This is a genomic window from Mycobacterium sp. (genome assembly GCF_035603715.1).
Lineage (GTDB): Bacteria > Actinomycetota > Actinomycetes > Mycobacteriales > Mycobacteriaceae > Mycobacterium.
Genome location: NZ_DATNJW010000586.1, coordinates 1 through 24,323, shown reverse-complemented (window position 1 = coordinate 24,323; position 24,323 = coordinate 1). Strand labels below are relative to the sequence as shown.

Sequence of the window (24,323 nt, the reverse complement as noted above, 5' to 3'; positions counted from 1 at the left end):
CGTCCCCTTCGCCGAACGCACCTGTGCGCCGCCAGGCCCCTCGCAACAGCCGATCAACCTTCGCCAACATTCGGCGGGCGTCATTTGTTGAGTGACGTACCTGGCCGTCGCACGACCCCTTGCTTGCGAGCGCTGCCCGGTACGCTCACTCAGGCCTCGGGTCAGAACGTATTGGTCAAAAACAGTTGCAGGGACTCGAAAAGGCTCTCGAACAGTCCGCTGCTGCCGATCCCGTGAGCCAGTGCACCTATAAACGCGTCGAAGTTGTTGATGTTGTCGGAGATGTCGATATTTGTTAGGTCGCCGTTGATCGACGTGGTCGCGTCAGCGATTTGCGTCGGTGTCAAACCCAAATATTCCGCGTGCGTGGTGAATAGGTTGTACAGCGCATCCAGCTGACCTCCGGCTGTGAAGTCCTGCTGGAAGTCGGCGACCCCGTCGCCGTTGAGCGTGTAGATCGTCGCCGGGTACAGATCATCGGGCGTCACCGTAGTGTTCGCCTCAATTCCGCCCGGGAGGGAGGGGTCGCCGATGAACACGAAGTGCAGATCGGCGCTGGGGATGCCGTCTTCTGCGAGTTGGGTCATGGCGATCGACTCGGCAGTGGCGCTTTGGGAGTATCCGAAGATCGTCAGCGGGTGCTCGGCGGTGAAAGCGCCTGGGTTCGCCCTGAATTCGTTCTCCACGGCGAGGACGACGTCGTCGGCGTCGGTGAGATTGCTTTGCTGGATCAGTTCGGGCGTCGTCAGTACCTGCAGCGGCGCGGCACATGGGTCGGTCCCGATCATGTCGCAGACCGTCGAGGAGGTCGCGCCGCCGTCGAAGCCCAGCGGGTGCAGATACAGATTCTCGACGGCCTGCGCGAAGGCGGTCGACGGAGTCGGCTCGGTGGTTCCGCCGAGGATGATCGCCGTATCGCTGCCAGATAGCGGGTCGTCCGCGTCGGCCTGGGCGGCTTGGAGACTCGCCGCGCTGGCCGCGCCAAGAAACATGCCGACGATGGCAACTTTCGCGAGCATCTTAGATCCGTTCACCTTCACTTCCCTTGCCTGCCGCGCATAGTCTGCGTCGTCACACGTCTTATCTGACACAGCCTGGGTCCAAGGATCGAGTATTCTCCGCGCGCGGCGGGCATACGTGAGAAACGGCGATAGACCTTGTCCGACGGGAACTCTCGCTCAGTTAGGTAGGTCGGCGTACCTGCTCGATCTTCTGCGGACGGCCTGCGGACGATTGCGGTCCGCAGGCCGGCGCCGGTGACCTAAAATGGTCGTTGACCTCGGTGGCAGATCCAGGATTCGAACCTGGGTAGGCGTTAGCCGACGGATTTACAGTCCGCTCCCATTGGCCGCTCGGGCAATCTGCCGGTGTAGTACGGGTAGCTAGCCTACAACGAAGATGTACTCGGATAACAAACGGCCAACATCGATAGAAGGGGACGTATCCAGTGGCGGATTCATCGTTCGACGTCGTGAGCAAGCTCGATCGGCAGGAGGTCGACAACGCGCTCAACCAGGCCGCTAAGGAACTCTCCACCCGGTTCGATTTCCGCGGCACCGACACCAAGATCGCCTGGAAGGGCGAGGAGGCTATCGAGCTGACCAGCTCTACCGAGGAGCGCGTCAAAGCCGCCGTCGACGTGTTCAAGGAAAAGCTGATCCGGCGCGACATCAGCCTCAAGTCCTTCGACGCCGGCGAGCCGCAGGCCTCCGGCAAGACCTACAAGGTCACCGGCACCCTGAAAGAGGGCATCAGTAGCGAAAACGCCAAGAAGATCACCAAGCTGATCCGGGACGAGGGCCCCAAGACCGTCAAAACTCAGATCCAGGGCGACGAGGTGCGCGTCACCAGCAAAAAGCGCGACGATCTGCAGGAGGTCATCGCGATGCTCAAGAAGGCCGACCTCGACGTCGCGCTGCAGTTCGTCAACTATCGTTAGAGTGCAATTCGTGCGGCCTACGTATGTGCATGAATCGCATGTAGGATGGTTGCCATGACCACTGCCGAGGACCTCATCTTGGCAACCCAACGCGTGCGGGAGAGCGCTCAAGCCGTCGGCCATGCACTGGCATCAGTCGCGGTGTACACCGAGCCCGCGATTACCCGGGCCGTCCAGGCCGAGCAGAATCTCTACACGCGGATCGAGCACGAATTTGGGATGTTGACCAGCACGGAGGCCGGCAAGCGAATGGGATCGCGGTCACGGGCTCCGCGCAACTTCGCGGCCACCGCACACCGCGACAACACGCTCGTCGCCGTGCGGCAAGGCAACAGCCTCGTCTACCCCGGGTTCCAGTTCGGGTCCGACGGACAGCCCCTCGAGGTAATAGCCCGCCTGCGTGAGACCGCGGATACCAACGAGTGGTCGGAGGCGGGCCTCGTGCAATGGCTCTGCTCGCCGACCACCTACTTCGACGGTGACCGCCCCGTCGACCACCTCACAGCGGATCCGGACCGAGTTGTCGATGTGGCGGCCGACGCGCTGGCCGTCTCGTGGTGAAGGCGCCACCGAACCCCTTCAAACCAGCCATCGAAACCTTGCCCAAGGGTCACAGGCTGTATCGCGTGTTTACCAACACCCGCCCGCCCACCGATTTCAACCCGGGCATCGGCGCGCCAACCCGGTTCGGTTTCTTCGGCAAGCCGGTCGTACCGATCATGTATGCGGCCGACACCGAGGAAGCGGCCATCGCTGAGAGCCTGCTGCACGACATCCCGGCGGAAGGGGGCAACCTGCTCTGGGACGACTACTCCCGGAAAGCGCTCGCTCTCCTCGAGGTCACCAGTGAACTAAGCCTCGCTGTCCTGCACGGCATGAAATTACGACGGCTCGGCGTCGGCCCCGAGGATGTGACGTCGAGCCCCGCCTCCACATATCCGGAGACGGTGAAATGGGCCGAAGCCGCCCATGGGTGCAAGGTCGACGGCATGGTGTGGATGTCGCGCCTCTGCAACAGCGCGAAGGCATATGTGTTCTTTGGCGACCGGTGCAAAGGCGCGTTCGCTCAAGACACGTCGCACGCGCGGATCTTCGCCAGTCCAGCCGATCAGACGTGGCTCATCGATTTTTGCGCGCCACTGCATATCGATGTCCTCCTTCAGCCCTGATAATCGGTAGCCCCTCGCCTAATGAACCGGTCCGTGCCTAATCTGGTGACGTAGGTAACAGGCCGCTCCGAAGTGAGGTGCATCGATGACCGTGACGCCATCCGAAACGACAGACGTTGACGTCATCATCATCGGGGCGGGCTTCTCGGGCCTGGGCGCGGCTCACCGCATCACCGAGCGCAATCCAGGGACCAGCTACGTCGTCTTGGAGCGACGCGAGCAGATCGGCGGCACCTGGGACCTGTTCCGCTACCCGGGCGTGCGCTCGGACAGCAGCATCTTCACCCTGTGCTTCCCGTGGGAGCCGTGGACCGGTCCGGAACGGGTGGCCGACGGCGACCACATCCGGGAGTACCTGAACGCCACCGCGCACAAGTACGGCATCGATCAGCACATCCGGTTCAACACCCACGTCCGCTCGGCGGACTGGGACTCCTCGGATGACACCTGGACCGTGACCGCCGACCAGGACGGGACCGAGAAGACCTACCGCGGCCGGTTCCTCTTCTTCGGGTCCGGCTACTACAACTACGACGAGGGCTACACCCCGGACTTCCCCGGCCTCAACGAGTTCGACGGCTCGATTGTTCATCCACAGCACTGGCCCGAGGATCTCGACTACCAGGGCAAGAAGATAGTGGTCATCGGCAGCGGCGCCACGGCGATGTCGCTGATCCCGTCGCTGGCCGAGAAGGCTTCGAAGGTGACCATGCTGCAGCGTTCGCCTACCTATCTGTTCTCTGCGGCCAAAAGCAGCGGGCCGATAAATCTGATGCGGAAAGTGTTGCCGCGCAAGATCTCCCACTCGATCGTCCGCCAAAGTAATGCGCTGCTGGAAGGTTTGATCTGGTTGTTGGCGCGCAAGACACCGGGCTTCGTGAAGTGGTGGATCCGCCAGATCGCGGTGCGCTATCTCCCCAAGGGCTACGACGTCGACTCCCACTTCAAGCCGCGCTACAACCCATGGGACCAGCGGCTGTGCCTGATCCCCGATGCCGACCTCTACGTCGCGATCGGCGACGGTCGTGCCGAGGTGGTCACCGAGCACATCGACCACGTCGATTCCACCGGAATCGCTTTGAAATCGGGCGAGCATCTGGATGCCGACATCATCGTGACCGCAACCGGTCTGCAACTGCAGGCGCTGGGTGGGGTGGTTGTGTCCATAGACGGCGCGGAAATCAAGCCGCAGGACCGCTTCGTCTACAAGGCCCACATGTTAGAGGAAGTGCCGAATCTGTTCTGGTGCGTCGGATATACCAACGCCTCGTGGACGCTGCGCGCCGACATGACCGCGCGTGCGACGGCAAAGCTATTGGCTCACATGAAGTCTCACGGCTACACCCACGCCTACCCGCATTTGGACGGTGAGCCGATGCCGGAGAAGCCGGCCTGGGACATCCAGGCCGGCTATGTACTGCGGGCACCGCACGCGCTGCCGAAATCTGGGATCAAGCGGCCCTGGAACGTTCGACAGAACTACTACGCCGACGCCATCGATTACCGATTCGACCGGATCACCGAGGCCATGGTGTTCGGCCGCGCCGAGAAGGCGGCGCTAGCCGGATAATCCACAAAGGTGAAGTGACACCGCCGACACATCCGTGACAAGCTCCTTGCCGTGACGGGTCTGTCGGTTGCAGACATCGACCGATGGCAACCAGGCGATGTCCGCGAGGTCTTTCATGCCGCGCGTAATCGCAACGAGGCCAACCAACTCGCGTCGCATGCACTTGCCACCTTGCCGGCCTTCCAGAGTTGGGGTGGGGAGGCGGCCGACGCGGCGAAGCACGCCGTCGGGCAGACCCGCAAAGACCTGGACAAGGACGGACGCGAAGCGCTGGCGGTGGCGATGGCAGCCGATCGCGCGGCCGACGGTATCGAATCGGTCAAGGCGCAACTGCAAAGGCTCCGCGACGCCCTCGGGCCCGCCGGGCTGACCATCGACCCGGTCGGCGACAAAATCGTGGCCAGTTCGACCTTCAAGGGAACCGCCGCGGACTTATCGGCCAAGCAGGCCCAATTTCAGCCACAGCTCGACGCGATATTGGGTGAGGCGACGGTCGTGGACGAGGAACTGGCGCAGGCCATCGAGATGGCCGACGGCGATGTGCCGATTCCACACGCCACGCCGACTATCGACCGGGTCGGCCCCGACGGATTGACCCCCGACCAAGTCGCCATCGACGCTGGACAGGAAAAGAACCAGCGGGATGCGTTCCGCCAGGTATATGGTCGAGATCCGTTGTCCGCCAACGACTGGCGGATGGCCGAGGGCCTCGATCCGCACACCTACGATCCCAGATACGGCGGGCACGAATCCAACGTGGTGGTTGGAACATTCACCCCGATACCCGGCGGCGGGGTCTATCGGCAGAACATGTACATACCCTCGGCCGAGGTGCAGAACTTCGAATTCAACGACCGGGTGAATCCGCACATGGTCGGCGACAACCGAGGGCCGTCGCCATTCGCTCCGGCGGAAGCATCCCGGGTCAGCCTCTATGTGGACATGGAGCACGGCATCGTCGTCGCTCGGCAGAACCCGACGATGTCGACCGACGGGAAGGACGCCGGCACCGGCAAGCCGATCGTGAATGTGCTGCAGGGTGATAATGGCGCCCTGATGATCTCCTACCAGGCCGCCGATCCATTCGAGCCGGGCGTTGCCAAGCCGTTCGTCAACGTCAACGGCACGATGAACATCGTTCCCACCGGGGGCGGCAACGTCGCGGTCGGTGGTGACATCACGCCGTACCCGAGTACCGAGGCGTATCAATACAAACCGGACGGCAGCGTGACTCAACTGTTCAATCAACAGGTGACCACGAATCAGCTTGGGCCGCTGACTCTCCCGTTAGGTCACAACCACGTCGGAGCATCGTTGCCGGATCTGCCCCAGCCGTGGGTCTGGCCGACAACTTCGGACCCACCTGGGGCACCTCAGCTGATACCAACCCAACCGCTGCCCATGACGACCCTGGGGCCCGCGGCGAACCCGCCGCAGGTCTACACGGTCCCGGTGCCGCCTCCACCGGCGCCATCGGTGGCGGCTCCGCCGTTGCCCGAGCCCACACCCCCGCCGTTGCCCGCTCCACCGTCCCGATAGAAAGCGGTATCCACCATCAGATCGTCGAGCCGTCTACCGCCCAGATATTGGGCGCTCGCAACGTTTTTCATCCCGATCGCGGGCGCGATCACATATGGGATCTGGCTGGGGGTGAGCGCGGCCGGGCTTGCGCAGTCCAGCCGGTCCGAAGAGATTGTGCGGAGCAGCGCGTTGCTGATCATGTCCGCCGTCTTTCTGCCGATTCCGCGTCCGTGGTCACGCGCAATCGGTATCGGGTTTTTGTCCGCGCTGATCTTCATGCTGATCGGAGTGCTCCAGTTCGAGGTGTTCCGCGGCCGATGACGGACCCCGATGCGATGGCTCCCGCACCCTTGTTTTCGATCTGGTCACCTGTTGTCGCGGTCGTCGGAGCCGTGGTCGCTTACTCGGCGCCCGGCTGGGTGATCGCGGTGGTCTGGGCTCTCGGAGTGCTGTGCGCCCTACCGTTCAAAAGATTCCGCGCGGTCGTCCCGGCGGCGCTGCTGACCTGGAGTGCCGGGTGGTTGGCGGCACTGCTGGTGTCGTTCGCCGAAGCGGGGATCGTCGGCCTGTTCGTGGTGAAGTGACAGCCCGCCGCAGCCTTGGTAGGAAGTGGCCATGACGCTGACGGTCAACCTCGAACACCTCGCCACATCGGCGGCACAGATCACCGGCCACGGCGAGGACCTGGCGACGTCGCATCTATCGGTAGACAACCGGATTGCGGCCGCACAAGGCGGCTGGACCGGACGGTCAGCCGAAGCGCTGGCCCGCCGCGCGCCGCGCTGGACCGTCAACTCGACGGCACTGGTGACGCAGATGGGCGATCATGCCGAACATTTCTCCACCTGCGGCCAGGCGTACGCGACGATGGAAACTCACCACGCCAGGCAGTTGGACTCCCAGGTTCGCCCTTAGGCACAACTTCTCCCCAACCGCCGGTAAAGAACAGGCGGCGGCAATACGCTGATCGCCATGGGAGCTATGCGCGAACCGAAGGTCGTCGTTTTGGGAGGCGGTTCCTGGGGCACTACCGTTGCGTCCATCTGCGCGCGACGCGGGCCGACGCTGCAATGGGTGCGCTCGGAAGAGACCGCCAAGGACATCAACGAGAACCACCGCAACACCAGCTATCTGGGCAAAGACGTCGAACTGAGCGAAAGCCTGCGCGCCACGACCGACTTCGCCGAGGCGGCACAGTGCGCCGACGTCGTGGTGATGGGGGTGCCGTCGCACGGATTCCGCGGCGTGCTCACCGAGCTGGCAACCGAGTTGCGGCCGTGGGTGCCGGTGGTGTCGTTGGTCAAGGGCCTCGAACAAGGCACCAACATGCGGATGTCGCAAATCGTCGACGAAGTGCTGCCCGGCCATCCCGCCGGCATCCTGGCCGGTCCTAACATCGCGCGGGAAGTCGGCGAAGGCTACGCGGCCGCGGCGGTGCTGGCGATGCCCGACCAGCACCTTGCCGCGCAGCTGGCACAACTGTTCCACACCAAGCGTTTTCGCGTTTACAACATCGACGATGTGCTGGGCGTCGAGATGGCCGGTGCGTTGAAGAACGTTTACGCGATCGCGGTCGGGATGGGCTATTCGCTGGGTATCGGCGAGAACACCAGGGCGATGGTGATCGCCCGCTCGGTGCGCGAGATGTCGAAGCTGGGCGAGGCGATGGGCGGCCATCGCGACACCTTTGCCGGGCTGGCCGGCATGGGCGATCTGATCGTCACCTGCACCAGCCAGCGCAGCCGCAACCGGCACGTCGGCGAGCAGCTCGGTGCCGGCAAACCCATCGACGAGATCATCTCGTCGATGAACCAGGTCGCCGAGGGCGTCAAAGCCGCCAGCGTGATCATGGAGTTCGCCGACAAGTACGGGCTGAACATGCCGATCGCTCGCGAGGTCGACGGCGTGATCAACCACGGCTCCAAGGTGGAAGAGGCCTATCGCGGGCTGATGGTCGAGACACCCGGACACGAGGTGCACGGCGCGGGTTTCTGAGCAACGGCAGTCACACGGACCTCACACGCACCAATATCTCTGGGGCACAACTGTTTTGCAAACGAGACCACCGGCGATATCAGAGGTCGAACAGACCGATCGGCGGCCGATCCGCCAGCTTCTGCACCACCCACTGATTCAGCGACACATTCTGCTCGGCGGCCTCGACGGTCAACCGGGCGTGCAGCGCCGGTGACGTCCTCACGAGAAACTTGCCGCTGAACTTCCGTTCGGTCAGCGGCGGCGGAACATCTTCGCCGCGTTCGGCGAGGTGTTCGTCGACGGCGCGTTCGACGCCGGCGATCGCTGCCTGCATCGTCGGCGCCCACTCTGACAGCCACGGCAATTCGAGGCAGCGGCCGACGTATTCGCCGTGCTCAGAGGACCATTCGGCGCGGTAGGTATAGCGGTTCATGCTGTGGTGATATCGCATGTGGTGTCGATTTAAAAAGTCATCCCATGGTCAGTTGTGGAGACTTCTGAGGCTGGTGTGACTTACCGGCCGGCCATCTCTTCGAGGCGGCGAATTCGGTCAGCCATGGGCGGGTGCGTGGAAAACAGCGAACCGATCTTCTCGCCGGCCCGGAACGGACTGGCGATCATCAGGTGGGCCTGGGCGGCCAGCTTCGGCTCCGGCGGCAGCGGCGCGGCCTGCACTCCACCGGAGATCTTGCGCAGCGCGGATGCCAGCGCCAGCGGGTCGCCGGTCAGGATCGCACCGGACTCGTCGGCCTGGTACTCCCGCGATCGGGACACGGCCATCTTCACCACCGTGGCCGCGATCGGGCCCAGCATCGAAACCAGCAGCAGCGCAAAGGGATTGCCGCCTTCGCGATCGTTGCCGCTCATCGAGCCGAAGATGAACGCCATGTTGGCCAAAGCGCTGATCACCGACGCGAGCGCGCCGGCCACACATGAGATCAGGATGTCGCGGTTGTAGACGTGCGACAGCTCGTGTCCGAGCACCGCACGCAGCTCGCGCTCATCGAGGATGTTGAGAATCCCGGTGGTGCAGCACACCGCGGCGTTGCGCGGATTGCGACCGGTGGCGAACGCGTTGGGCGCGGCGGTGTCGCTGATGAACAGGCGCGGCATCGGCTGGTGAGCGGTGGTAGCCAGCTCACGCACGATCCGGTAGATCACCGGCTCCTGCACCTCCGACACCGGCTGGGCGTGCATCGCCCGCAGCGCCAGCTTGTCGCTGTTGAAGTAGGTGTAGACGTTCATGCCGACGGCGAACAAAACGGCGAGGAACATCACACCCCGGCCGAACAAGCTGCCGACGAACACGATCAGTGCCGACATGCCTACCAACAACGCGAACGTCTTCGCCGTGTTGTGATGCGGATGCCAGGTCATCAACTTCCTCCTACAGACACGTTCATTCAACGCCGACGCCGTGCTGCTGAGTTCCCCCGAAGCTAGCCGTGTCTGCTGATGGTGAAGTCGACCAGCGTCGTCAGCGCCTGGCGTCCGGGGCTGTCGGGCAGCGCGGCCATCTCCTCGCGGGCCTTCGCCGCATATTGCGCGACCGTGTCTTTGGCCTTGGCCATGCCAGCCGAGGCCCGCAGCAGGGTCAGCGCCTCAGCCAGCACCGCGTCGTTCTCTATCGGCTTGGCCAGCAGCTCACGCAGCCGGTCAGCATCGGGTCCGGTGTCGTGTAGGGCGTAGAGAACCGGCAGCGTGTGCACACCTTCGCGCAGGTCGGTGCCGGGCAGCTTGCCGGACTCGTCGGGGTCGCTGTCGATGTCGATGATGTCGTCGGAGATCTGGAACGCCGTGCCGACCAGGTCCCCCAGTCGGCTGAGCCGCTCGATCTGGTCCTCGTCGGCGCCGGAGAACATCGCGCCGAACCGGCCCGCGGCACCGATCAGGCAGGCCGTCTTCTCGTGCACCACCTTCAGGTAATGCGCGATCGGATCGGCCTTGTCGGCGGCCCCCTGCGTTTCGCGCATCTGGCCGGTGACCAGCTGAGCGAAGGTCTCGGCGATGATCCGCACCGCATCAGGCCCCAACCGCGACACCAGCCGCGAAGCGGTGGCGAACAGATAGTCGCCGGCCAGGATCGCGACGTTGTTGCTCCACCGCAGGTTGGCGCTGGGTGCACCGCGGCGCACTTGCGCCTCATCCATCACATCGTCGTGGTACAGCGTGGCCAGATGCACCAGCTCGATCACCGCACCGGCGATCGTCACCTCGTCGGAGTCCGGACGCGGCCCCAACTGCGCCGAGAGCACCGTGAACAGGGGCCGAAACCGTTTGCCGCCGGCCTCGAACAGGTGCAGCACGGCATCTGTCATCAGGTCATCTGACCCGCGCAGCTCGGTTTCCATCAGTTGCTCGATACGGGCCACCCCGTCGCGCACATCGGTGGCGAAAGCAGCGTCACCGAAGTCCACGCCCGCTACCACCGTCGCCGGAGTCCTCACCCGACCAACATACTGGTGAGCATGGACTCCCATGCCGACGTGGTGGTGGTGGGCGCCGGACCGGCCGGCTCGGCGGCGGCCGCCTGGGCCGCGCGGGCCGGTCACGACGTGCTGGTGATCGACGCGGCGAACTTTCCCCGCGATAAGGCGTGCGGCGACGGGCTGACGCCGCGTGCGGTCGCCGAGCTGGAGCGGCTGGGCCTGGGCGAATGGCTGGACGCCCGGATCCGGCATCGCGGCCTGCGGATGAGCGGATTCGGCGGCGAGGTCGAGGTGGACTGGCCCGGCCCGTCGTTCCCGTCGACCGGTAGTGCGGTGGCCCGCGTCGAATTGGACGACCGGATCCGCAAAGTCGCCGAGGAATCCGGTGCGCGTATGCGACTCGGCGTCAAAGTTGTTGGTGCTCATCACGATTCATCAGCCCGAGTGACGTCGGTGACGCTGGCCGACGGGACACAGGTCGGCTGTCGCGAGCTGATCGTCGCCGACGGCGCCCGCTCGACACTGGGCCGCGTGCTCGGCCGACGATGGCATCAGGAAACCGTCTACGGCATCGCGGCCCGCGGATACCTGACCACGCCACGCAGCGACGATCCGTGGCTGACCTCACACCTGGAACTGCGCTCGCCCGACGGTGCGGTGCTGCCCGGCTACGGCTGGATCTTCCCGCTGGGCAACGGCGAGGTGAACATCGGCGTGGGCGCGCTGTCCACCTCGAAGCGGCCCGCCGACTTGGCGCTACGACCGCTGATGTCGTACTACACCGACCTGCGTCGGGACGAGTGGGGGTTCGAAGGCCAGCCGCGTGCGATGTCGTCAGCGCTGCTGCCGATGGGCGGCGCGGTCTCGGGGGTGGCCGGCCGGAACTGGATGCTGATCGGCGACTCCGCGGCCTGCGTCAACCCGCTCAACGGTGAGGGCATCGACTACGGGCTGGAAACCGGCCGGCTGGCGGTCGAGATGCTCGGCTCGGGTGACCTGTCCAAGGCCTGGCCGCACGTGCTGCAATCCCATTACGGCCGAGGGTTTTCGGTGGCCCGCCGCCTGGGGTTGTTGCTGACGTTCCCGCGGTTCCTGCCCGCCGCCGGCCCGATCGCGATGCGCTCGACGACGCTGATGGGCATCGCGGTACGCGTGATGGGCAACCTGGTCACCGACGACGACGCCGACTGGGTGGCGCGGGTATGGCGCGGCAGCGGGCTGGCCTCGCGACTCATCGACCGCCGAAAACCGTTCAGCTAATTGCGGAGTAGCGGCAGAACCTGGTCGCCGATTCTGGACACCTCGGGCAGATAGGGCGTGTCCGACAGGATGAAATGCGTGACGCCCAGGTCCCGGTACTTCTGCAGAGCGGCGGCCACTTCGGCGGCCGATCCGACCAACCACGTCGTTCCGGCTCCCTCGCCGCCGTATTTGCTCGGCGTCGTGTACAGGCAGGAGTCGAGAACTTCCCCGCGGCCGGCCAGATCGCTCAGCCGTCGCTGCCCCTCCGCCGATCCGGCATTGTGCAGCAGCAACACCGACGGCTTGCCGGCCAGCTCGGCGACCTTCGCCTCGGCGTCGCGCCATGCCTCTTCCGAGGTGTCCCGAACCAACGTCGTCACCCGCAGGCCGTACTCCAACGGCGCGTGCTCGCGGTCGAGTTTCTCGGACAACGCGTTGAGCCGTTCGATGCGTTCGGCGATCCCGTCGAGTGGCTCACCCCAGAACAGTTGAACGTCGGCCTCTTCGGCCGCGACTTCTTCGGCAGCGGCCGATGCGCCGCCGAAATACAGCTTGGGATGACGGCCTTCGTCGGCACCAAAGGTTCGCGGCTCCAGCGTCGAGTGTTCGACGGAGAAGTATTCGCCGTCGAAGGTGACGTCCTCCTCGCGCCACAATCGACGGATCAGCTGCAGGAATTCGCGGGTCCGGTCGTAGCGGCTCGACTTGTCGAGGTCGACGTCGCCGTACGCCCGGGCATCGTCGGCTCCGGTGACCACGTTCACCAGCAGCCGGCCGCGGCTGAGTTGGTCGAGGGTGGCGGCGGCGCTGGCAAAGTGCGCAGGATTCCAATAGCCGGGACGGATGGCGACCAGTGGGGCGAACGTCGTGGTCCGTGCGGCGATCGCGGTGGCGATGGCAAACGAGTCGGGCCTGCCCCAACCCGTGCCGATCAGCGCGCCGCCAAAGCCGCTCCGCTCGGCGCGCAGCGCCAGTTCGACTGAGTAATCCAGGCTGCCCCAGCCATCGACGGTGTCGTCGCCTCGGTGTCCGGACAGCACAGTATTCGGGATATACCAAAGAAATTCGCGGCTCACCGGTCCCGATGGTTGCACACGAAGCACAACCGGGCCAGACGCAGAATCAACGCGAATGAAACTCAGCGCGCCGCTTTGTAGGCGGCGTGCAGGGCGACGATGCCGCCGGTGAGATTGCGCCACCGCACCGCCGACCACCCGGCTGCAGATATCTGGTGTGCCAGGTCAGGCTGGTCGGGCCAGGCCCGAATCGATTCCGCAAGGTACACATAGGCTTCCGGGTTGCTCGACACCGCCCGCGCCACCCGCGGCAACGCCTGCATCAAATACTCCTTGTAGGCCGTGGCGAACAACCGATTGGTGGGCGTGGAGAATTCGCACACCACCAACCGCCCACCGGGCCGCGTGACCCGGGCCATCTCGCGCAGAGCCGTGTCGCGCTCGGCGACGTTGCGCAGCCCAAAGCTGATAGTGACCGCGTCGAACACGTTGTCGCCGAACGGCAATCGGGTCGCATCGCCGGCCACCTTCGGCACCATGCGAGCACGGCCGGCGCCGAGCATCCCAACGGAGAAATCCGTCGCCACGCACCACGCCCCGGAGGTGGCCAGCTCGACCGTCGACACCGCGGTGCCGGCGGCCAAGTCGAGCACCTTCTCGCCCGGGCCGATGCCGAGCGCGTTGCGGGTGGCGCGCCGCCAGTACCGGTCCTGACCGACCGAGAGCACGGTGTTGGTGATGTCGTAGCGTCGCGCGACGCCGTCGAACATCGACGCCACTTCACGGGGGTCTTTGTCCAGGGTTGCGCGGTTCACGCCATCGACACTATCTCCCAATCCGGGAATGGGACGCCGACGGATGCGTTGAACAACGGCGTGACAGAAAAAGTTTGGTTCATCACCGGTACTTCACGAGGCTTCGGACGCGAATGGGCGATCGCCGCTCTGGATCGGGGCGACAAAGTCGCCGCCACCGCGCGCGACACCGCGACATTGGGCGATCTGGTCGACAAGTTCGGCGACGCGATTCTGCCGATCCAGTTGGACGTCACCGATCGCGCCGCCGACTTCGCCGCGGTCAAGCAGGCTCACGAGCATTTCGGGCGCCTGGACGTGGTCGTCAACAACGCGGGCTACGGCCAGTTCGGCTTTGTCGAGGAGTTATCCGAGCAGGATGCCCGCGATCAGATCGAGACGAACGTGTTCGGCGCCCTGTGGGTGACCCAGGCCGCGTTGCCGTATCTGCGGGCCCAGCGGAGCGGCCACATCATTCAGGTGTCGTCGATCGGTGGCATCGTCGCCTTCCCCAACGTCGGCATCTACCACGCATCCAAGTGGGCGCTGGAGGGCTTCTCTCAGTCGCTGGCCCAGGAAGTCGCGCCGTTCGGCGTGCACGTCACGCTGATCGAGCCGGCCGGTTTCTCCACCGACTGGTCCGGGTCGTCGTCACGGACGGCCGAGCCGCTACCGGCCTATGCCGACCTACACGCCGAGAACGAGAAGGTACGCAAAACTCGTTGGGCGGCACCGGGCGACCCGACAGCCTCGGCGGCAGCCGTGCTCAAGGTCGTCGATGCGGACGAACCGCCGCTACGGGTGTTCTTCGGCGACGCGCCGTTGGGCCTGGCGAAGGCCGACTACGAGCAGCGGTTGCGTACCTGGGAGGAATGGCAGCCGGTCGCCGAGTTGGCGCAGGGCTAGGTCACTGGCCTTGCGCGTGTTGCCGGCGCGCCATGCGCGCCCGGGCAATCGGCGACAGCACGGCCTCGTAGTGGCCGAGCAGCTGGTCGCAGATGGCGGGCCAACTGCGTTCGAGCACGCTCTTGCGCGCGGCCACCGAGTATCGCTGCCGTTCTTCGAGCAGGTGCGCAACGGCATTGGGCAGTTCGGCTTCGAATTCCTTGACCTCCAACAGCAATCCGGTGCGCCACGGCGTCACCAGGTCGCGCGGTCCACCGGCATTGGGAGCGATCACCGGTAGGCCCGAGGCCAGCGCTTCCTGCACGACTTGGCAAAAAGTCTCGTGTTCACCGGCGTGAACGAAGACATCCATGCTGGCGTACGCGGTGGCGAGTTCCTCGCCGTACAGCGCGCCGGTGAAAACGGCTGTGGGCATTGCCGATTGAAGCTTGGCCCGGTCGACGCCGTCGCCGACGATGACCACCTGCACGTCGCCGGCGGCAGCCAGCGACGTCAGCCGCTCGACATGCTTCTCCGGCGCCAGCCGGCCGACGAATCCGACGATCGGCTTGCCGTCCGGCGACCAGTGCTGCCGCAGGGCCTCGTCGCGGGCCGACGGCGCGTAGCCGATCATGTCGACACCGCGCGCCCAGTGATGGACCCGCGGAATGCCATGAGCAACAAGCGATTCCATTGTCGAAGTAGATGGCGCCAGGGTGCGGTCGGCCATCTTGTGCAGATGGCGGAACCACGCCCAGGCGGCCCGCTCGGTCATCCCGATCCCGTAGCTGGCCGCGAAGCCGGGGACGTCGGTCTGATACACCGCGACGGTCGGCACCCCGAGACGACGGGCCGCCTTCACCCCGCCCCAGCCGAGCAGGGCGGGCGACGCCAAATGCACGACGTCGGGCTCGAATCCGCGCAGCACCCGCAGAATCCGTGGCATCGGGAGCCCCAACGGCAGGGTGGTCACCTTCGGGAACATCCAGGACGGCACCCGGTGCACCCGGATACCGTCGTAGATGCGGTCCGCGGGCTCCTCGCCGTGCGGAGTATCGGGCGCGATGACGAGGGCTTCGTGTCCGGTACGGCGAAGATGCTCGAGTGTTCTGATCACCGAGTTACTCACGCCGTTGACGTGCGGGAGAAAGGATTCCGCGACAATCGCTACTCGCACACCATCACGGTGGCAGCGTCGACTGTCGATATGGTTACCGACTGGCGTACTCGACACGAACTCTGACCCAAAGGGGGCTCTGACAATGCGGTCCTACCTGGGCGTATTGGCGGCCATGCTGGTTTTGGTGATGTTCACCACCAATACCGCGCACGCCGACGTGCCGCGAACCCTCGACGGCGACGGTGTGCTGGTCGGATCGTGGATCGCCCCGGTGCAGTTGGCGATCTTCTGCGAACCGCAATGCCCGCATTGCGCCGAGTTCGAGTCGACCGACGGCGACCGGCTGGCCGCAGCGCTGGCTAGCGGCCGGGTGGCGGTCACGTATCGCTGGATGACGTTCCTGGACGGCAGGCATCACAACGACGTGTCGGCCCGCCTCGTCAACGCACTGTTCCTGGCGGCCGACCCGGCGACGCCGCCGACGGCGTATCAGGCTTTCGTCCAAGACCTTTACCGCCATCAGAGTGCCGACGGCCCAAGTGACGACGCCGTCGCGGCGATGGCCCGCGAAAGCGGATTGCCCGACGTGGTGGCCGATCGAATCGCAGCCGCCGCCTTCGTGGTCGATACCGCTGCGGTCAACGAGGCGAACAAGGCACGCCTCAAGGAGGCGAGCCCGGACAACCCCGGCACCCCGACCATATACAACCTGAACACCAAAAGCATTGTCGACACTCAAGATCCGGGCTGGCTCGACGCGCTGGCCAGCTGACGATCCAGCCGCTTGTCCAGGTAGGCCAGGCCGGTCAGCGCCGCGGCGGCGATCAGCCAGCCGAGCACCGCGATGGATCCCGCCGGGATGATCGCCAGCTTGGCGTTGCGGTGTTGCACCCGAACCAGATTGGGGTTGCGCTTGTCGTATTCGACGTAAATCCGCATGCCCGTTGCCAATTCGGAGGGATACAGCACGCCGAGCTCGGGGCGGTAGGTAACCCGGTCCGGCGTGACGAACTCGATGGTGGAGCGGCGCGGACCGGCACTGAGTACCTCGGCCTCGGCGACACCCATATTGTGTTTGATTGCAAAGTCATTGCGCACGGCACCGGCCACCAGCAGCAACGACTGCAGCGTGACCAGACCGGCCACGATCAGCACCCCGATGCGGGCCCAACGTATGGCGCGGTGCCCGCGGGTATTGGGAAACTCACCGCTGCGGCCGTGAATGAGAATGTGCCACCAGGCTTTCAGCGCCGCGAGAGCACTGGCAAGTCGACTCACAAGGCGGCCTTGATCGCAGCGTGCAACTGCCGCAGCGAGGATCGGTCGGCTTTGACCTCGAGTACCCGCAGTCCGGCGGCCGGCTCGTCGAGTGCGGCGCCCAGCGCGTCGACCTCGATCTGGCGACTGTCGATGTGGTACGCGCGGCACAGCGCGCCGACGTCGACGTCATGTGGGGTGCCGAACACCCGGGCGGACAGGTCGGAGAACCGCGGGTCGCCCTGCTCGAGCAGTTCGAAGATGCCGCCGCCGTTGTCGTTGGACACCACGATGGTCAGGTCGGCCGGTACCGGCTCGGACGGCCCGATCAGCATGCCGGAACTGTCATGGACGAAAGTCAGGTCACCGATCAGCGCGATGGTGCGGCCGCCGGTCGGGTCGTGGGCCAGCGCAGCTCCGATCGCCGTGGACACCGTCCCGTCGATACCGGCCACCCCGCGGTTGGAACGCACCTTGATGCCGTGCGGGTTCAGGCCCACCAGCGCCACGTCGCGCACCGGATTGGAGGCCCCGAGCACGAGTTGGTCGCCGGGCCGCAGCACGTCGGTGAGGGCGGCGGCCACGTGTAGGCCGGTGGTCAGCGGGTGGGCGGCAAGCTGTGCACGTACCGCGGCGACGGCGTGCCCGTTGAGTTCGGCGCAGCGGCTCAGCCAGCCCGGGTTCGGCTGGCCGGTGGTGACCGCGCGAGTGCCGGTGGCCTGCGAGTTGCCCGAGACGTCCGGCCAGCGCGGCCCGGTGGTCAGCGCGTACACCGGCACGGACGGGTCGGCCAGCAGCGCCGACACCGGTCGGTGCAAGGTCGGGCGGCCCAACATGATCACCTGCTGCGGGCGCAGCAGCGGCAACGCCAACGGGTGCAGCGGGTTGGCCGCCGGCGGCGCGGTCGGCTCGGCGACGGTCGGCAGCGCGGCCAGCTCGGGTTGCTCACCGGCTCCTTGTCCGGCGATGACGACGGTGTTCCGGCTCAGGTCGATATCCAGCGGCTGGTCGAAGGTGACCGCCGGGGTGTAGGTCCACGGCTTGCCGTCGGGCCGGCCCGGCGGGGTCGGGCCGGGATCGGGGTCCGGCACCAGCGGCTCGCGCAGCGGGATGTCGAAATGCACCGGGCCGGCGTTGGCGCTGCGCGCCCCGGTCGCCGCCACCAGCACGCGGCAGGTGGCCGATCGCCAGGTCGCGTTGAGCGCAGCCATCCGCTCGGGGGCATCCTCGGCCAGCCCGAGGCTGATTGTGGCGCGAACCTGGGTGCCGAAATAGCCCAGCTGCTCCATGGTCTGGTTGGCGCCGGTACCGAGCATTTCGTAGGGCCGGTTGGCTGACAACACGATCAGCGGGACGCGGGCGTAGTTGGCCTCGACCACCGCCGGGCCCAGGTTGGCCACCGCGGTGCCCGACGTCATGGCGACGCAGACGGGTGTGCCGGCGGCGATCGCCAACCCGATGGCCAGAAACCCGGCGGTGCGTTCGTCGATGCGGACATGCAGCCGGACCCGGCCGGCCCGGTCGGCGTCCTGCAGCGCGAACGCCAGCGGGGCGTTGCGCGACCCCGGACACAGCACCACATCGCGGACTCCGCCGCGGATCAGTTCGTCGACGACCACGCGGGCCTGTGCCGTCGAGGGATTCACCAGATCAGCCTAGTCGGGACTTCCCGCTTGCCGACTGTGCAGCTTCTGGTCATGCAAACGGTGCTTTGGCGCTTACAACCTGCACACCCGGCGCGGGCGCTCAGTAACCCATGCTGGCGAAGAACTTCAGCACCGTGGCGTTGACCACCTCGGGCCGTTCCAGGAACCCGAGGTGCCCGGTGTCGGCGATCTGCTGGAACTGGGCCCCGGGGATCGCGTCGGCAACTTCTTTACCCAGGTGCGGCGGCGTCACCACGTCGTCGGCGAAACCGATCACCAGCACCGGCGTCGTGATGCCCTGGTAGGCCGGTAGCCGGTTGCCCTGCGGGGAAACCCAGCCCTGGCGGACCAGCCCCGGGGTGATCTTGATCGGCCAGATGTTGAACATGCCGATCCACTCCGAGACGACCTCGTCGTTGCTCAGCGTCTTGGGGGAAAAGCTTTCCAGCAAACGGATTTTGGCGTCGTAAGCGGTGGGAATCTGCACTCCGGAGGCGGCGAGCTCATCCTCGGCCGAGCGGAAGAACTCGCGCGCCGCGTCCAGCCGGCCGCGGGTGGCCATCAGCACCGCCTGGCTCACCAGCTCCGGCCGGGTCAACAACAGCTCTTGGGCGATGTAGGAACCCATCGATACCGACACGATGCGCACCGGGCCGCCGCCGATCGACTCGATCAGCGCCGCGGTGTCGGCGACCATGCTTTCGGTGTTGAACCCGTCGGCGTTCGCGGTCGCGCCGACCCCGCGGTTGTCGAACGTGATGACGCGGTAGCCGGCGTCCAGGAATGCGGGGACCTGATGCAGGTGCCAGGTGCGTCCCAAACCGCCGCGGCCGGCGATGAAGAGGACGGGCTCCCCCGTCCCGCTGTCGTCATAAGCCAGGTTGATCACGACGACGAACCTACGCGACACCGCGGCGTTGGCAGTATTTGGCAGTCCGCGGCGTCGAGCTGGCAGCGGGTTTACGCCTTGACTGTGTGCATGACTCAACTGGCACTCAAGCAGGCAACCATCGAATACCAAGAGTTCGGGCCGCAGGACTCGATGCATCCGCCGGTGTTCTTCGTCCACGGCGTCCTGGTCAACGGCGAGCTGTGGCGAGGCGTCGCCGAGGAGCTGGCGCGCCGTGGTTACCGCTGCATCGTGCCGACCTTGCCGCTGGGATCGCACACCATTCCGGTCAAGGACGCGAGCGTGCTGTCGCTGCAGGGCGTCGCGGGGATCGTCAACGAGGCGATCGAGGCCCTCGACCTGTCCGACGTGACGCTGGTCGGCAGCGACACCGGCGGCGGCCTCTGTCAGCTGGCCGTTGACGCCCGGTCGGACCGGATCGGGCGGCTGGTGCTGACCAACTGCGACGCCTTCGACCAATGCCCGCCGTTCCCGTTCGACGTGGTGTTCAGCCTGCTTCGCGGCCCGGTCTCGATCAAGGCCCTGATGGGGCCGATGCGGCTGCCGGCGCTGCGTAACTCCGCCCTCGGCTTCGGCTTGTTGATCAGCCGACCCGACAACCACCTCACCGCCGGCTGGATCGCGCCCTGCCTGAACGACGCTCGGATCTGTCGTGATCTGGCCGCGCTGCTACGCCAGATCGCCGTCACCGATCTGACCGACGTGGCGACCCGGCTACCCCGGTTCGACAAGCCGGTGTCGCTGGTCTGGGGCCAGGACGATCGGGTGTTCAAACCGAGCCTGGGTCGGCGGCTGGCCGACGTCTTCAGCAACGCGAAACTGATCGAGGTGCCGGGTTCACGCACCTTCGTCTCGATCGACCAGCCGAGCGCGGTGATCGACGCAATAGCCGGTTAGCGGCGGGCGAGCTTGCCCCGGGCGGCAGCCAGCGCGCTGTTCCACAGCAGTTGCGAGCCGGCCTTGAGCTGAGCCGGTTTCGCGACATCGCGGGCCATCAGCGCGGTGGCAACCGCCTTGGTCTTCGCCGATGCCTTGGACATGTGGCCGCTGTCGAACGGTGGCTGCGGGTCGTACTCCATCGACAGCTGAATGACCTTCGCGCGTTCCTCACCGCCGATCTGGCCGGCCAGCCAGAGCGCCAAGTCGATGCCCGCCGACACCCCCGCACTGGTCACGATCGGGCCTTCGTGCACTACCCGTTCATCACCGACGGGCTTGGCGCCCAGGGCTTTCAGCATGCTCAGCGCCGCCCAGTGCGACGTGGCACGTTTCCCGTCGAGCAACCCGGCCGCCGCGAGGATGACCGAGCCCGAGCACACCGACGTCGTCCAGGTTGCGGTCTGGTGCGCGGAACGCACCCAGTCCAGCAGCACCTCGTCGCGGGCGTGCTCGATGGTGGTCATCCCGCCCGGCACCAAAATGACGTCCGGCGTTGGGGTTTCGGCGAACGAGTGGGTTGACCCGATGAGCAGAACGCCAGAGTCGGCGGTGATCGGGCCCGGTTCGTGCCACACGAAGCGGACCTCGACGTCGGGCAGCCAACGCAACACCTCGTAGGGGCCGATGAAGTCCAGCGCGGTGAAGCCCGGATAGACGACGATGGCGATCTGTGTCATGCGAATGTCTTCCTGTATTGGTCGGGCGATACGCCGACTCGTCGAATGAAGTTGCGGCGCATCGTTTCTGCGGTGCCGAAGCCGCACCGCGTCGCGATCGTCATCACGGTGTCGTCGGTTTGCTCGAGCTGGCGACGCGCCGCCTCGGTGCGGACCCGTTCGACGTAAGCCCCGGGCGCCTCGCCGACTTCGTCGGTGAACACCCGGGTGAAGTGCCGCGGGCTCATCGCGGCGAGCCGGGCCAGGTCGTTGATGCTGTGCGGACCGCCGGGCTCGGACTCGACGGCGTCCTGCACCGCGCGGATCGGTTCACGTTTGGCCCGGGCCACCCACACCGGCGCGGCGAACTGCGTCTGCCCGCCGGGCCGTCGCAGGTGCATCACCAGATGTCGGGCCACCGTTTGAGCCACCTCGGTCCCGTGATCCTCCTCCACCAGCGCCAGCGCTAAGTCGATGCCCGAACAGACGCCGGCGGCCGTCCAGACTTTCGGTGAGCTACGCACGAAGATGGGATCGGGATCGACGTCGATCGTCGGGAACTCCCGCGCCAAGTTGTCGGCGTGAGCCCAGTGGGTGGTCGCCCGGCAACCGTCAAGCAGGCCGGCCTGCGCGGCCAGGAAGGCTCCGGTGCACACGGTGGCGATCCGGCGCGCCTGCGGTGCCGCGGCGACGATCCAGTCGACCAGGCGCGGGTCACGCCGATCGGGACGGGTGCCCTGACCACCGGGCAACACCAGGGTGTCGACGGGTTCGGGTGGGTTGGGCAGTTTGGCCGTGCCAAAAGTCAGACCGGTCCCGTTGGCGATTGGCTGCCCGTCGAGCGACGCCAGCTCCGGTTGGTAGCCCTCTTTGCCCTGGGCGGCCAGCGCCAACGAGGCTCCTGCGAACACGTCGAACGGGCCAACCAGGTCGAGCGCCTGCACGCCCTGGAAGCCCACGATCAGCACTTTTCGCGTCATACCCATCAGTGTTGGCGATAGCACCCGTGTCGTCTACGCCATGCACCCCACAAATCAGGACAGCAACGGATAGCACGCCCTGATCCGGTCGATCCACCACTGTCTGCGCTGCGGTGGCGCGGCCAGTGCCTGCAGCCGCGCCGGGTCCGGGATGACTGGCCCGACCGGCAGGTAGCCGTCGACGGGCGCGACGGGCTCGGCCACGTCCTCGGCGAACAGCCGGCCGGTGCCCAGCCCGCAAGCATGGTTGAGATTCGGCAGGGCCGCGGCCGCGGCCAGCCCGACCGCGATGCCCACCGCCGAGTCGAGCGCACTGGAGATCACGACGGGGACGTCGATCTGCGCGGCGATCTTCAGCATCGCCGAAATACCGCCCAGCGGAGCAACTTTCAGCACCGCGATGTCGGCGGCGCCGGCGCGGACCACGGCCAGCGGGTCGCCGGCTTTGCGGATGCTCTCGTCGGCGGCGACCGGCACATCGACCCGCCGGCGCAGCTCGGCCAGTTCGTCGACGGTCGCGCAGGGCTGCTCGAGGTATTCCAGCGGGCCGAGCGCGGCGGCGGCTGCGACGGCTTGGTCGACGGTCCAGGCGCCGTTGGCGTCGACGCGCACAGTGGGCACCAGCGCGCGGACCGCGTCGACCCGGGCGACGTCGTCGTCGAGGGTCTGGCCGGATTCGGCGACCTTCACCTTGGCGGTGCGTGCGCCCGGGAAGCGGGCCAGTATGCCGGGCACCTCGGCTGCGTCGACGGCCGGCACCGTGGCATTGACGTCGATGCGCATACGCCGCGGTGGCGGTGGGGTCCGGTAGGCCGAGTCCACAGCGGCGGCCAGCCAGTGCGCCGCCTCGGCGTCGCCGTATTCCAGGAAGGCGCCGAACTCGCCCCAGGCCGCCGGGCCGTCGATCAGCACCAACTCGCGGGTGGTGATGCCGCGGAAGCGGACCCGCATCGGCAGGGCCACCACGTGGACGCGGTCGAGAATGTCGTCGAGGGCAGGGGTCACGACGCGTAGACCTGGCGGCCGGCCAGGAACGTCGCCCGCACCTCCAGGTCGGCGATCTCCTCCGGCGGCACCGTGCGCGGATCGGCCGACAGCACCACCAGATCGGCGTACTTGCCGACTTCCAGCGAGCCGGCAATGTCGTCGGAGAACAGCTGCCAGGCCGCGTCGATGGTCTGGGCCCGGATCGCCTGCTCGACGGTCAGCCGCTCCTCGGGACCGAGCACCCGCCCGCTGGGCGCTTTGCGTGTCACGGCCACGCTGATGTTGCGCAGCGGCTCCTCGGGCGTCACCGGCGGATCGTTGTGCAGCGAAATCCGCATGCCGGTAGCCACCGCGGAACCTGCTGGCATCCAACGGGATCCGCGCTCGGGGCCGAACAACCCGTCGACGATCACGTCCCCCCAATAGTGGATCTGGTCGACGAAAATGCTGCAGGTGACGCCCAGGTCGGCGGCCCGGCGGAGTTGCTCGTTGCGGATCGCGCCGACGTGCTCGAGGCGAAGACGATGGTCGTCGCGTGGATGCCGGCGCAGGGCCTCTTCGTAGACGTCGAGGATGGTGTCCACCCCGGCGTCGCCCTGCACGTGGCAGGCCATCGGCCAACCGAGCGGGAAGTACGCCCCGACGATCTCGGTCAGCTGTTCGGCGGTGTAGTTGGCGTGGCCGCAGGAACCCGGCGTGACGCCGATGGTGCGGGTGGCGGCGGTGTCCAGATACGGGAAGGACAAGGCGATGTTGCCGATCCACGGCGAGCCGTCCACCCAGATCTTGATGCCGACCTGGCGCACCACGTCGTCACCCTCCCCGGGTGTGGCGGTGGTCGACATCTGCGGATTCGACATCTCGTAGGTCCGCAACCGGACGGTGAGTTGGCCGCGCAGGCCATCGACCAGTGGGCGAAGCGCCGGATCGAACGCCATCTCCGAACAGGTGGTCAGCCCGGCCCGGTTGAGCCGGGCGCACTCGGCCAGCAACATCGCCGGGTAATCGCTCGGCGAGATAGCGCCCTGCAGCAGCGGGAAAACCGCTCCGGATTCCTCCGCGGTGCCGTCGAGGTCGCCGTGTGCGTCGCGGCCGAATTTGGCGCCCTTGGGGTCGGCGGTGTCGCGGTTGAGGCCGGCGCGCTTGGCGGCACACGAGTTGAAGAAGGCCTTGTGTCCGGAGTTGTGAATGATCACCAGCGGATCGTCGGGCGCGATGTCGTCCAGCCAGGTCAGCGTCGGCTCCGGCAGTCCGGGCTGCAGCAGCGCATCCCAGCCGAGGAGGTA

At 66.3% G+C, this 24,323-nt stretch carries 27 protein-coding genes and 1 tRNA gene; 13 read left to right on the top strand and 15 right to left on the bottom strand.

The features are described 5' to 3' along the window. Window positions 1-161: 161 nt before the first annotated feature. Together VN856_RS24115 and VN856_RS24110 are read right to left on the bottom strand one after the other, a co-directional pair. The gene (locus tag VN856_RS24115; RefSeq protein WP_325693943.1) at window positions 162-1,019 is read right to left on the bottom strand and encodes a PE-PPE domain-containing protein; all 858 of its coding nucleotides are present in this window, start codon (window positions 1,017-1,019) and stop codon (window positions 162-164) included. 264 nt (window positions 1,020-1,283) lie between these two features. Next, a tRNA-Tyr gene (locus VN856_RS24110) sits at window positions 1,284-1,366 on the bottom strand. A gap of 81 nt (window positions 1,367-1,447) precedes the next feature. Between VN856_RS24110 and VN856_RS24105 the strand changes: the two genes are divergently transcribed. The 9 genes from VN856_RS24105 to VN856_RS24065 all read left to right on the top strand — a co-directional run bounded on the left by VN856_RS24105 (window position 1,448) and on the right by VN856_RS24065 (window position 8,194). After that, window positions 1,448-1,939 (top strand): YajQ family cyclic di-GMP-binding protein, encoded by a 492-nt coding sequence (locus tag VN856_RS24105; protein ID WP_325693941.1) that lies wholly within the window; start codon window positions 1,448-1,450, stop codon window positions 1,937-1,939. A 54-nt stretch (window positions 1,940-1,993) separates the two neighbouring features. Beyond that, entirely contained in the window at window positions 1,994-2,500 is a 507-nt protein-coding gene (locus tag VN856_RS24100) for a hypothetical protein (protein ID WP_325693938.1), read from the top strand. Next, on the top strand, window positions 2,494-3,108 hold the full coding sequence (locus tag VN856_RS24095; protein ID WP_325693935.1) for an RES family NAD+ phosphorylase: 615 nt from the start codon (window positions 2,494-2,496) through the stop codon (window positions 3,106-3,108). The genes VN856_RS24100 and VN856_RS24095 overlap by 7 nt, the downstream gene beginning before the upstream one ends. Before the next feature lie 85 nt (window positions 3,109-3,193). After that, window positions 3,194-4,678: an NAD(P)/FAD-dependent oxidoreductase gene (locus VN856_RS24090; protein ID WP_325693933.1), complete on the top strand. Its 1,485-nt coding sequence runs from the start codon at window positions 3,194-3,196 to the stop codon at window positions 4,676-4,678. Between the two features lie 51 nt (window positions 4,679-4,729). Continuing rightward, window positions 4,730-6,217: a hypothetical protein gene (locus VN856_RS24085; protein WP_325693931.1), complete on the top strand. Its 1,488-nt coding sequence runs from the start codon at window positions 4,730-4,732 to the stop codon at window positions 6,215-6,217. A gap of 111 nt (window positions 6,218-6,328) precedes the next feature. After that, window positions 6,329-6,520, top strand: coding sequence for a hypothetical protein (locus VN856_RS24080; protein WP_325693928.1), 192 nt, complete (start codon window positions 6,329-6,331; stop codon window positions 6,518-6,520). Further along, the gene (locus VN856_RS24075; protein WP_325693926.1) at window positions 6,517-6,783 is read left to right on the top strand and encodes a hypothetical protein; all 267 of its coding nucleotides are present in this window, start codon (window positions 6,517-6,519) and stop codon (window positions 6,781-6,783) included. Before VN856_RS24080 ends, VN856_RS24075 begins: the two co-directional genes overlap by 4 nt. Window positions 6,784-6,814: 31 nt before the next feature. Beyond that, window positions 6,815-7,114 carry a WXG100 family type VII secretion target gene (locus tag VN856_RS24070; protein WP_325693923.1) on the top strand — a complete coding sequence of 100 codons (300 nt, stop codon included), beginning with the start codon at window positions 6,815-6,817 and terminating at the stop codon, window positions 7,112-7,114. A 57-nt stretch (window positions 7,115-7,171) separates the two neighbouring features. Further along, window positions 7,172-8,194, top strand: coding sequence for an NAD(P)H-dependent glycerol-3-phosphate dehydrogenase (locus tag VN856_RS24065; RefSeq protein ID WP_325693920.1), 1,023 nt, complete (start codon window positions 7,172-7,174; stop codon window positions 8,192-8,194). Between the two features lie 79 nt (window positions 8,195-8,273). On the opposite strand, the gene VN856_RS24060 is transcribed toward VN856_RS24065, so the two are convergent. The 3 genes from VN856_RS24060 to grcC1 all read right to left on the bottom strand — a co-directional run bounded on the left by VN856_RS24060 (window position 8,274) and on the right by grcC1 (window position 10,623). Continuing rightward, window positions 8,274-8,609, bottom strand: coding sequence for a type II toxin-antitoxin system HicB family antitoxin (locus tag VN856_RS24060; protein ID WP_325693917.1), 336 nt, complete (start codon window positions 8,607-8,609; stop codon window positions 8,274-8,276). 80 nt (window positions 8,610-8,689) lie between these two features. Then, window positions 8,690-9,553 (bottom strand): zinc metalloprotease HtpX, encoded by an 864-nt coding sequence (htpX, locus tag VN856_RS24055; protein ID WP_325693915.1) that lies wholly within the window; start codon window positions 9,551-9,553, stop codon window positions 8,690-8,692. 62 nt (window positions 9,554-9,615) lie between these two features. After that, on the bottom strand, window positions 9,616-10,623 hold the full coding sequence (grcC1, locus tag VN856_RS24050) for a nonaprenyl/(2E,6E)-farnesyl/geranylgeranyl diphosphat synthase (RefSeq protein ID WP_325693914.1): 1,008 nt from the start codon (window positions 10,621-10,623) through the stop codon (window positions 9,616-9,618). A 15-nt stretch (window positions 10,624-10,638) separates the two neighbouring features. On the opposite strand from grcC1, the gene menJ reads away from it, so the two are divergent. Continuing rightward, entirely contained in the window at window positions 10,639-11,865 is a 1,227-nt protein-coding gene (menJ, locus tag VN856_RS24045) for a menaquinone reductase (protein WP_325693911.1), read from the top strand. Here the strand turns inward: menJ and VN856_RS24040 are convergent. Next, entirely contained in the window at window positions 11,862-12,923 is a 1,062-nt protein-coding gene (locus VN856_RS24040) for an LLM class flavin-dependent oxidoreductase (protein ID WP_325693909.1), read from the bottom strand. The two genes, menJ and VN856_RS24040, sit on opposite strands and share 4 nt — an antisense overlap. A 62-nt stretch (window positions 12,924-12,985) precedes the next feature. Then, entirely contained in the window at window positions 12,986-13,678 is a 693-nt protein-coding gene (locus tag VN856_RS24035; protein ID WP_325693907.1) for a demethylmenaquinone methyltransferase, read from the bottom strand. 60 nt (window positions 13,679-13,738) lie between these two features. Between VN856_RS24035 and VN856_RS24030 the strand changes: the two genes are divergently transcribed. Further along, entirely contained in the window at window positions 13,739-14,563 is an 825-nt protein-coding gene (locus tag VN856_RS24030) for an SDR family oxidoreductase (protein ID WP_325693905.1), read from the top strand. 1 nt (window position 14,564) lies between these two features. Here the strand turns inward: VN856_RS24030 and VN856_RS24025 are convergent, their stop codons facing one another. Further along, window positions 14,565-15,719 carry a glycosyltransferase family 1 protein gene (locus VN856_RS24025; protein WP_325693903.1) on the bottom strand — a complete coding sequence of 385 codons (1,155 nt, stop codon included), beginning with the start codon at window positions 15,717-15,719 and terminating at the stop codon, window positions 14,565-14,567. 85 nt (window positions 15,720-15,804) lie between these two features. Between VN856_RS24025 and VN856_RS24020 the strand changes: the two genes are divergently transcribed. Beyond that, window positions 15,805-16,434, top strand: a complete 630-nt coding sequence (locus VN856_RS24020) for a DsbA family protein (RefSeq protein WP_325693900.1) — start codon at window positions 15,805-15,807, stop codon at window positions 16,432-16,434. Here the strand turns inward: VN856_RS24020 and VN856_RS24015 are convergent. The 3 genes from VN856_RS24015 to VN856_RS24005 all read right to left on the bottom strand — a co-directional run bounded on the left by VN856_RS24015 (window position 16,398) and on the right by VN856_RS24005 (window position 19,454). Then, entirely contained in the window at window positions 16,398-16,910 is a 513-nt protein-coding gene (locus VN856_RS24015) for a DUF3592 domain-containing protein (protein WP_325693946.1), read from the bottom strand. The two genes, VN856_RS24020 and VN856_RS24015, sit on opposite strands and share 37 nt — an antisense overlap. Window positions 16,911-16,936: 26 nt before the next feature. Beyond that, the gene (gene menD / locus VN856_RS24010; RefSeq protein WP_325693897.1) at window positions 16,937-18,565 is read right to left on the bottom strand and encodes a 2-succinyl-5-enolpyruvyl-6-hydroxy-3-cyclohexene-1-carboxylic-acid synthase; all 1,629 of its coding nucleotides are present in this window, start codon (window positions 18,563-18,565) and stop codon (window positions 16,937-16,939) included. 100 nt (window positions 18,566-18,665) lie between these two features. Beyond that, window positions 18,666-19,454 carry an alpha/beta hydrolase gene (locus tag VN856_RS24005; RefSeq protein WP_325693895.1) on the bottom strand — a complete coding sequence of 263 codons (789 nt, stop codon included), beginning with the start codon at window positions 19,452-19,454 and terminating at the stop codon, window positions 18,666-18,668. A 90-nt stretch (window positions 19,455-19,544) separates the two neighbouring features. Here VN856_RS24005 and VN856_RS24000 point away from each other — a divergent pair, with 90 nt between their 5' ends. Then, on the top strand, window positions 19,545-20,372 hold the full coding sequence (locus VN856_RS24000; protein WP_325693892.1) for an alpha/beta hydrolase: 828 nt from the start codon (window positions 19,545-19,547) through the stop codon (window positions 20,370-20,372). Here VN856_RS24000 and VN856_RS23995 read toward each other — a convergent pair. The 4 genes from VN856_RS23995 to VN856_RS23980 form a co-directional block, all read right to left on the bottom strand. After that, entirely contained in the window at window positions 20,369-21,091 is a 723-nt protein-coding gene (locus VN856_RS23995; RefSeq protein ID WP_325693889.1) for a DJ-1/PfpI family protein, read from the bottom strand. The two genes, VN856_RS24000 and VN856_RS23995, sit on opposite strands and share 4 nt — an antisense overlap. After that, entirely contained in the window at window positions 21,088-22,050 is a 963-nt protein-coding gene (locus VN856_RS23990; protein ID WP_325693887.1) for a GlxA family transcriptional regulator, read from the bottom strand. Before VN856_RS23990 ends, VN856_RS23995 begins: the two co-directional genes overlap by 4 nt. A gap of 54 nt (window positions 22,051-22,104) precedes the next feature. Continuing rightward, window positions 22,105-23,055 carry an o-succinylbenzoate synthase gene (locus VN856_RS23985; RefSeq protein WP_325693885.1) on the bottom strand — a complete coding sequence of 317 codons (951 nt, stop codon included), beginning with the start codon at window positions 23,053-23,055 and terminating at the stop codon, window positions 22,105-22,107. Continuing rightward, window positions 23,052-24,323, bottom strand: a 1,272-nt coding sequence (locus VN856_RS23980) for an amidohydrolase (RefSeq protein WP_325693882.1), incomplete at its 5' end; no start/stop codon positions are given. The genes VN856_RS23985 and VN856_RS23980, both read right to left, overlap by 4 nt.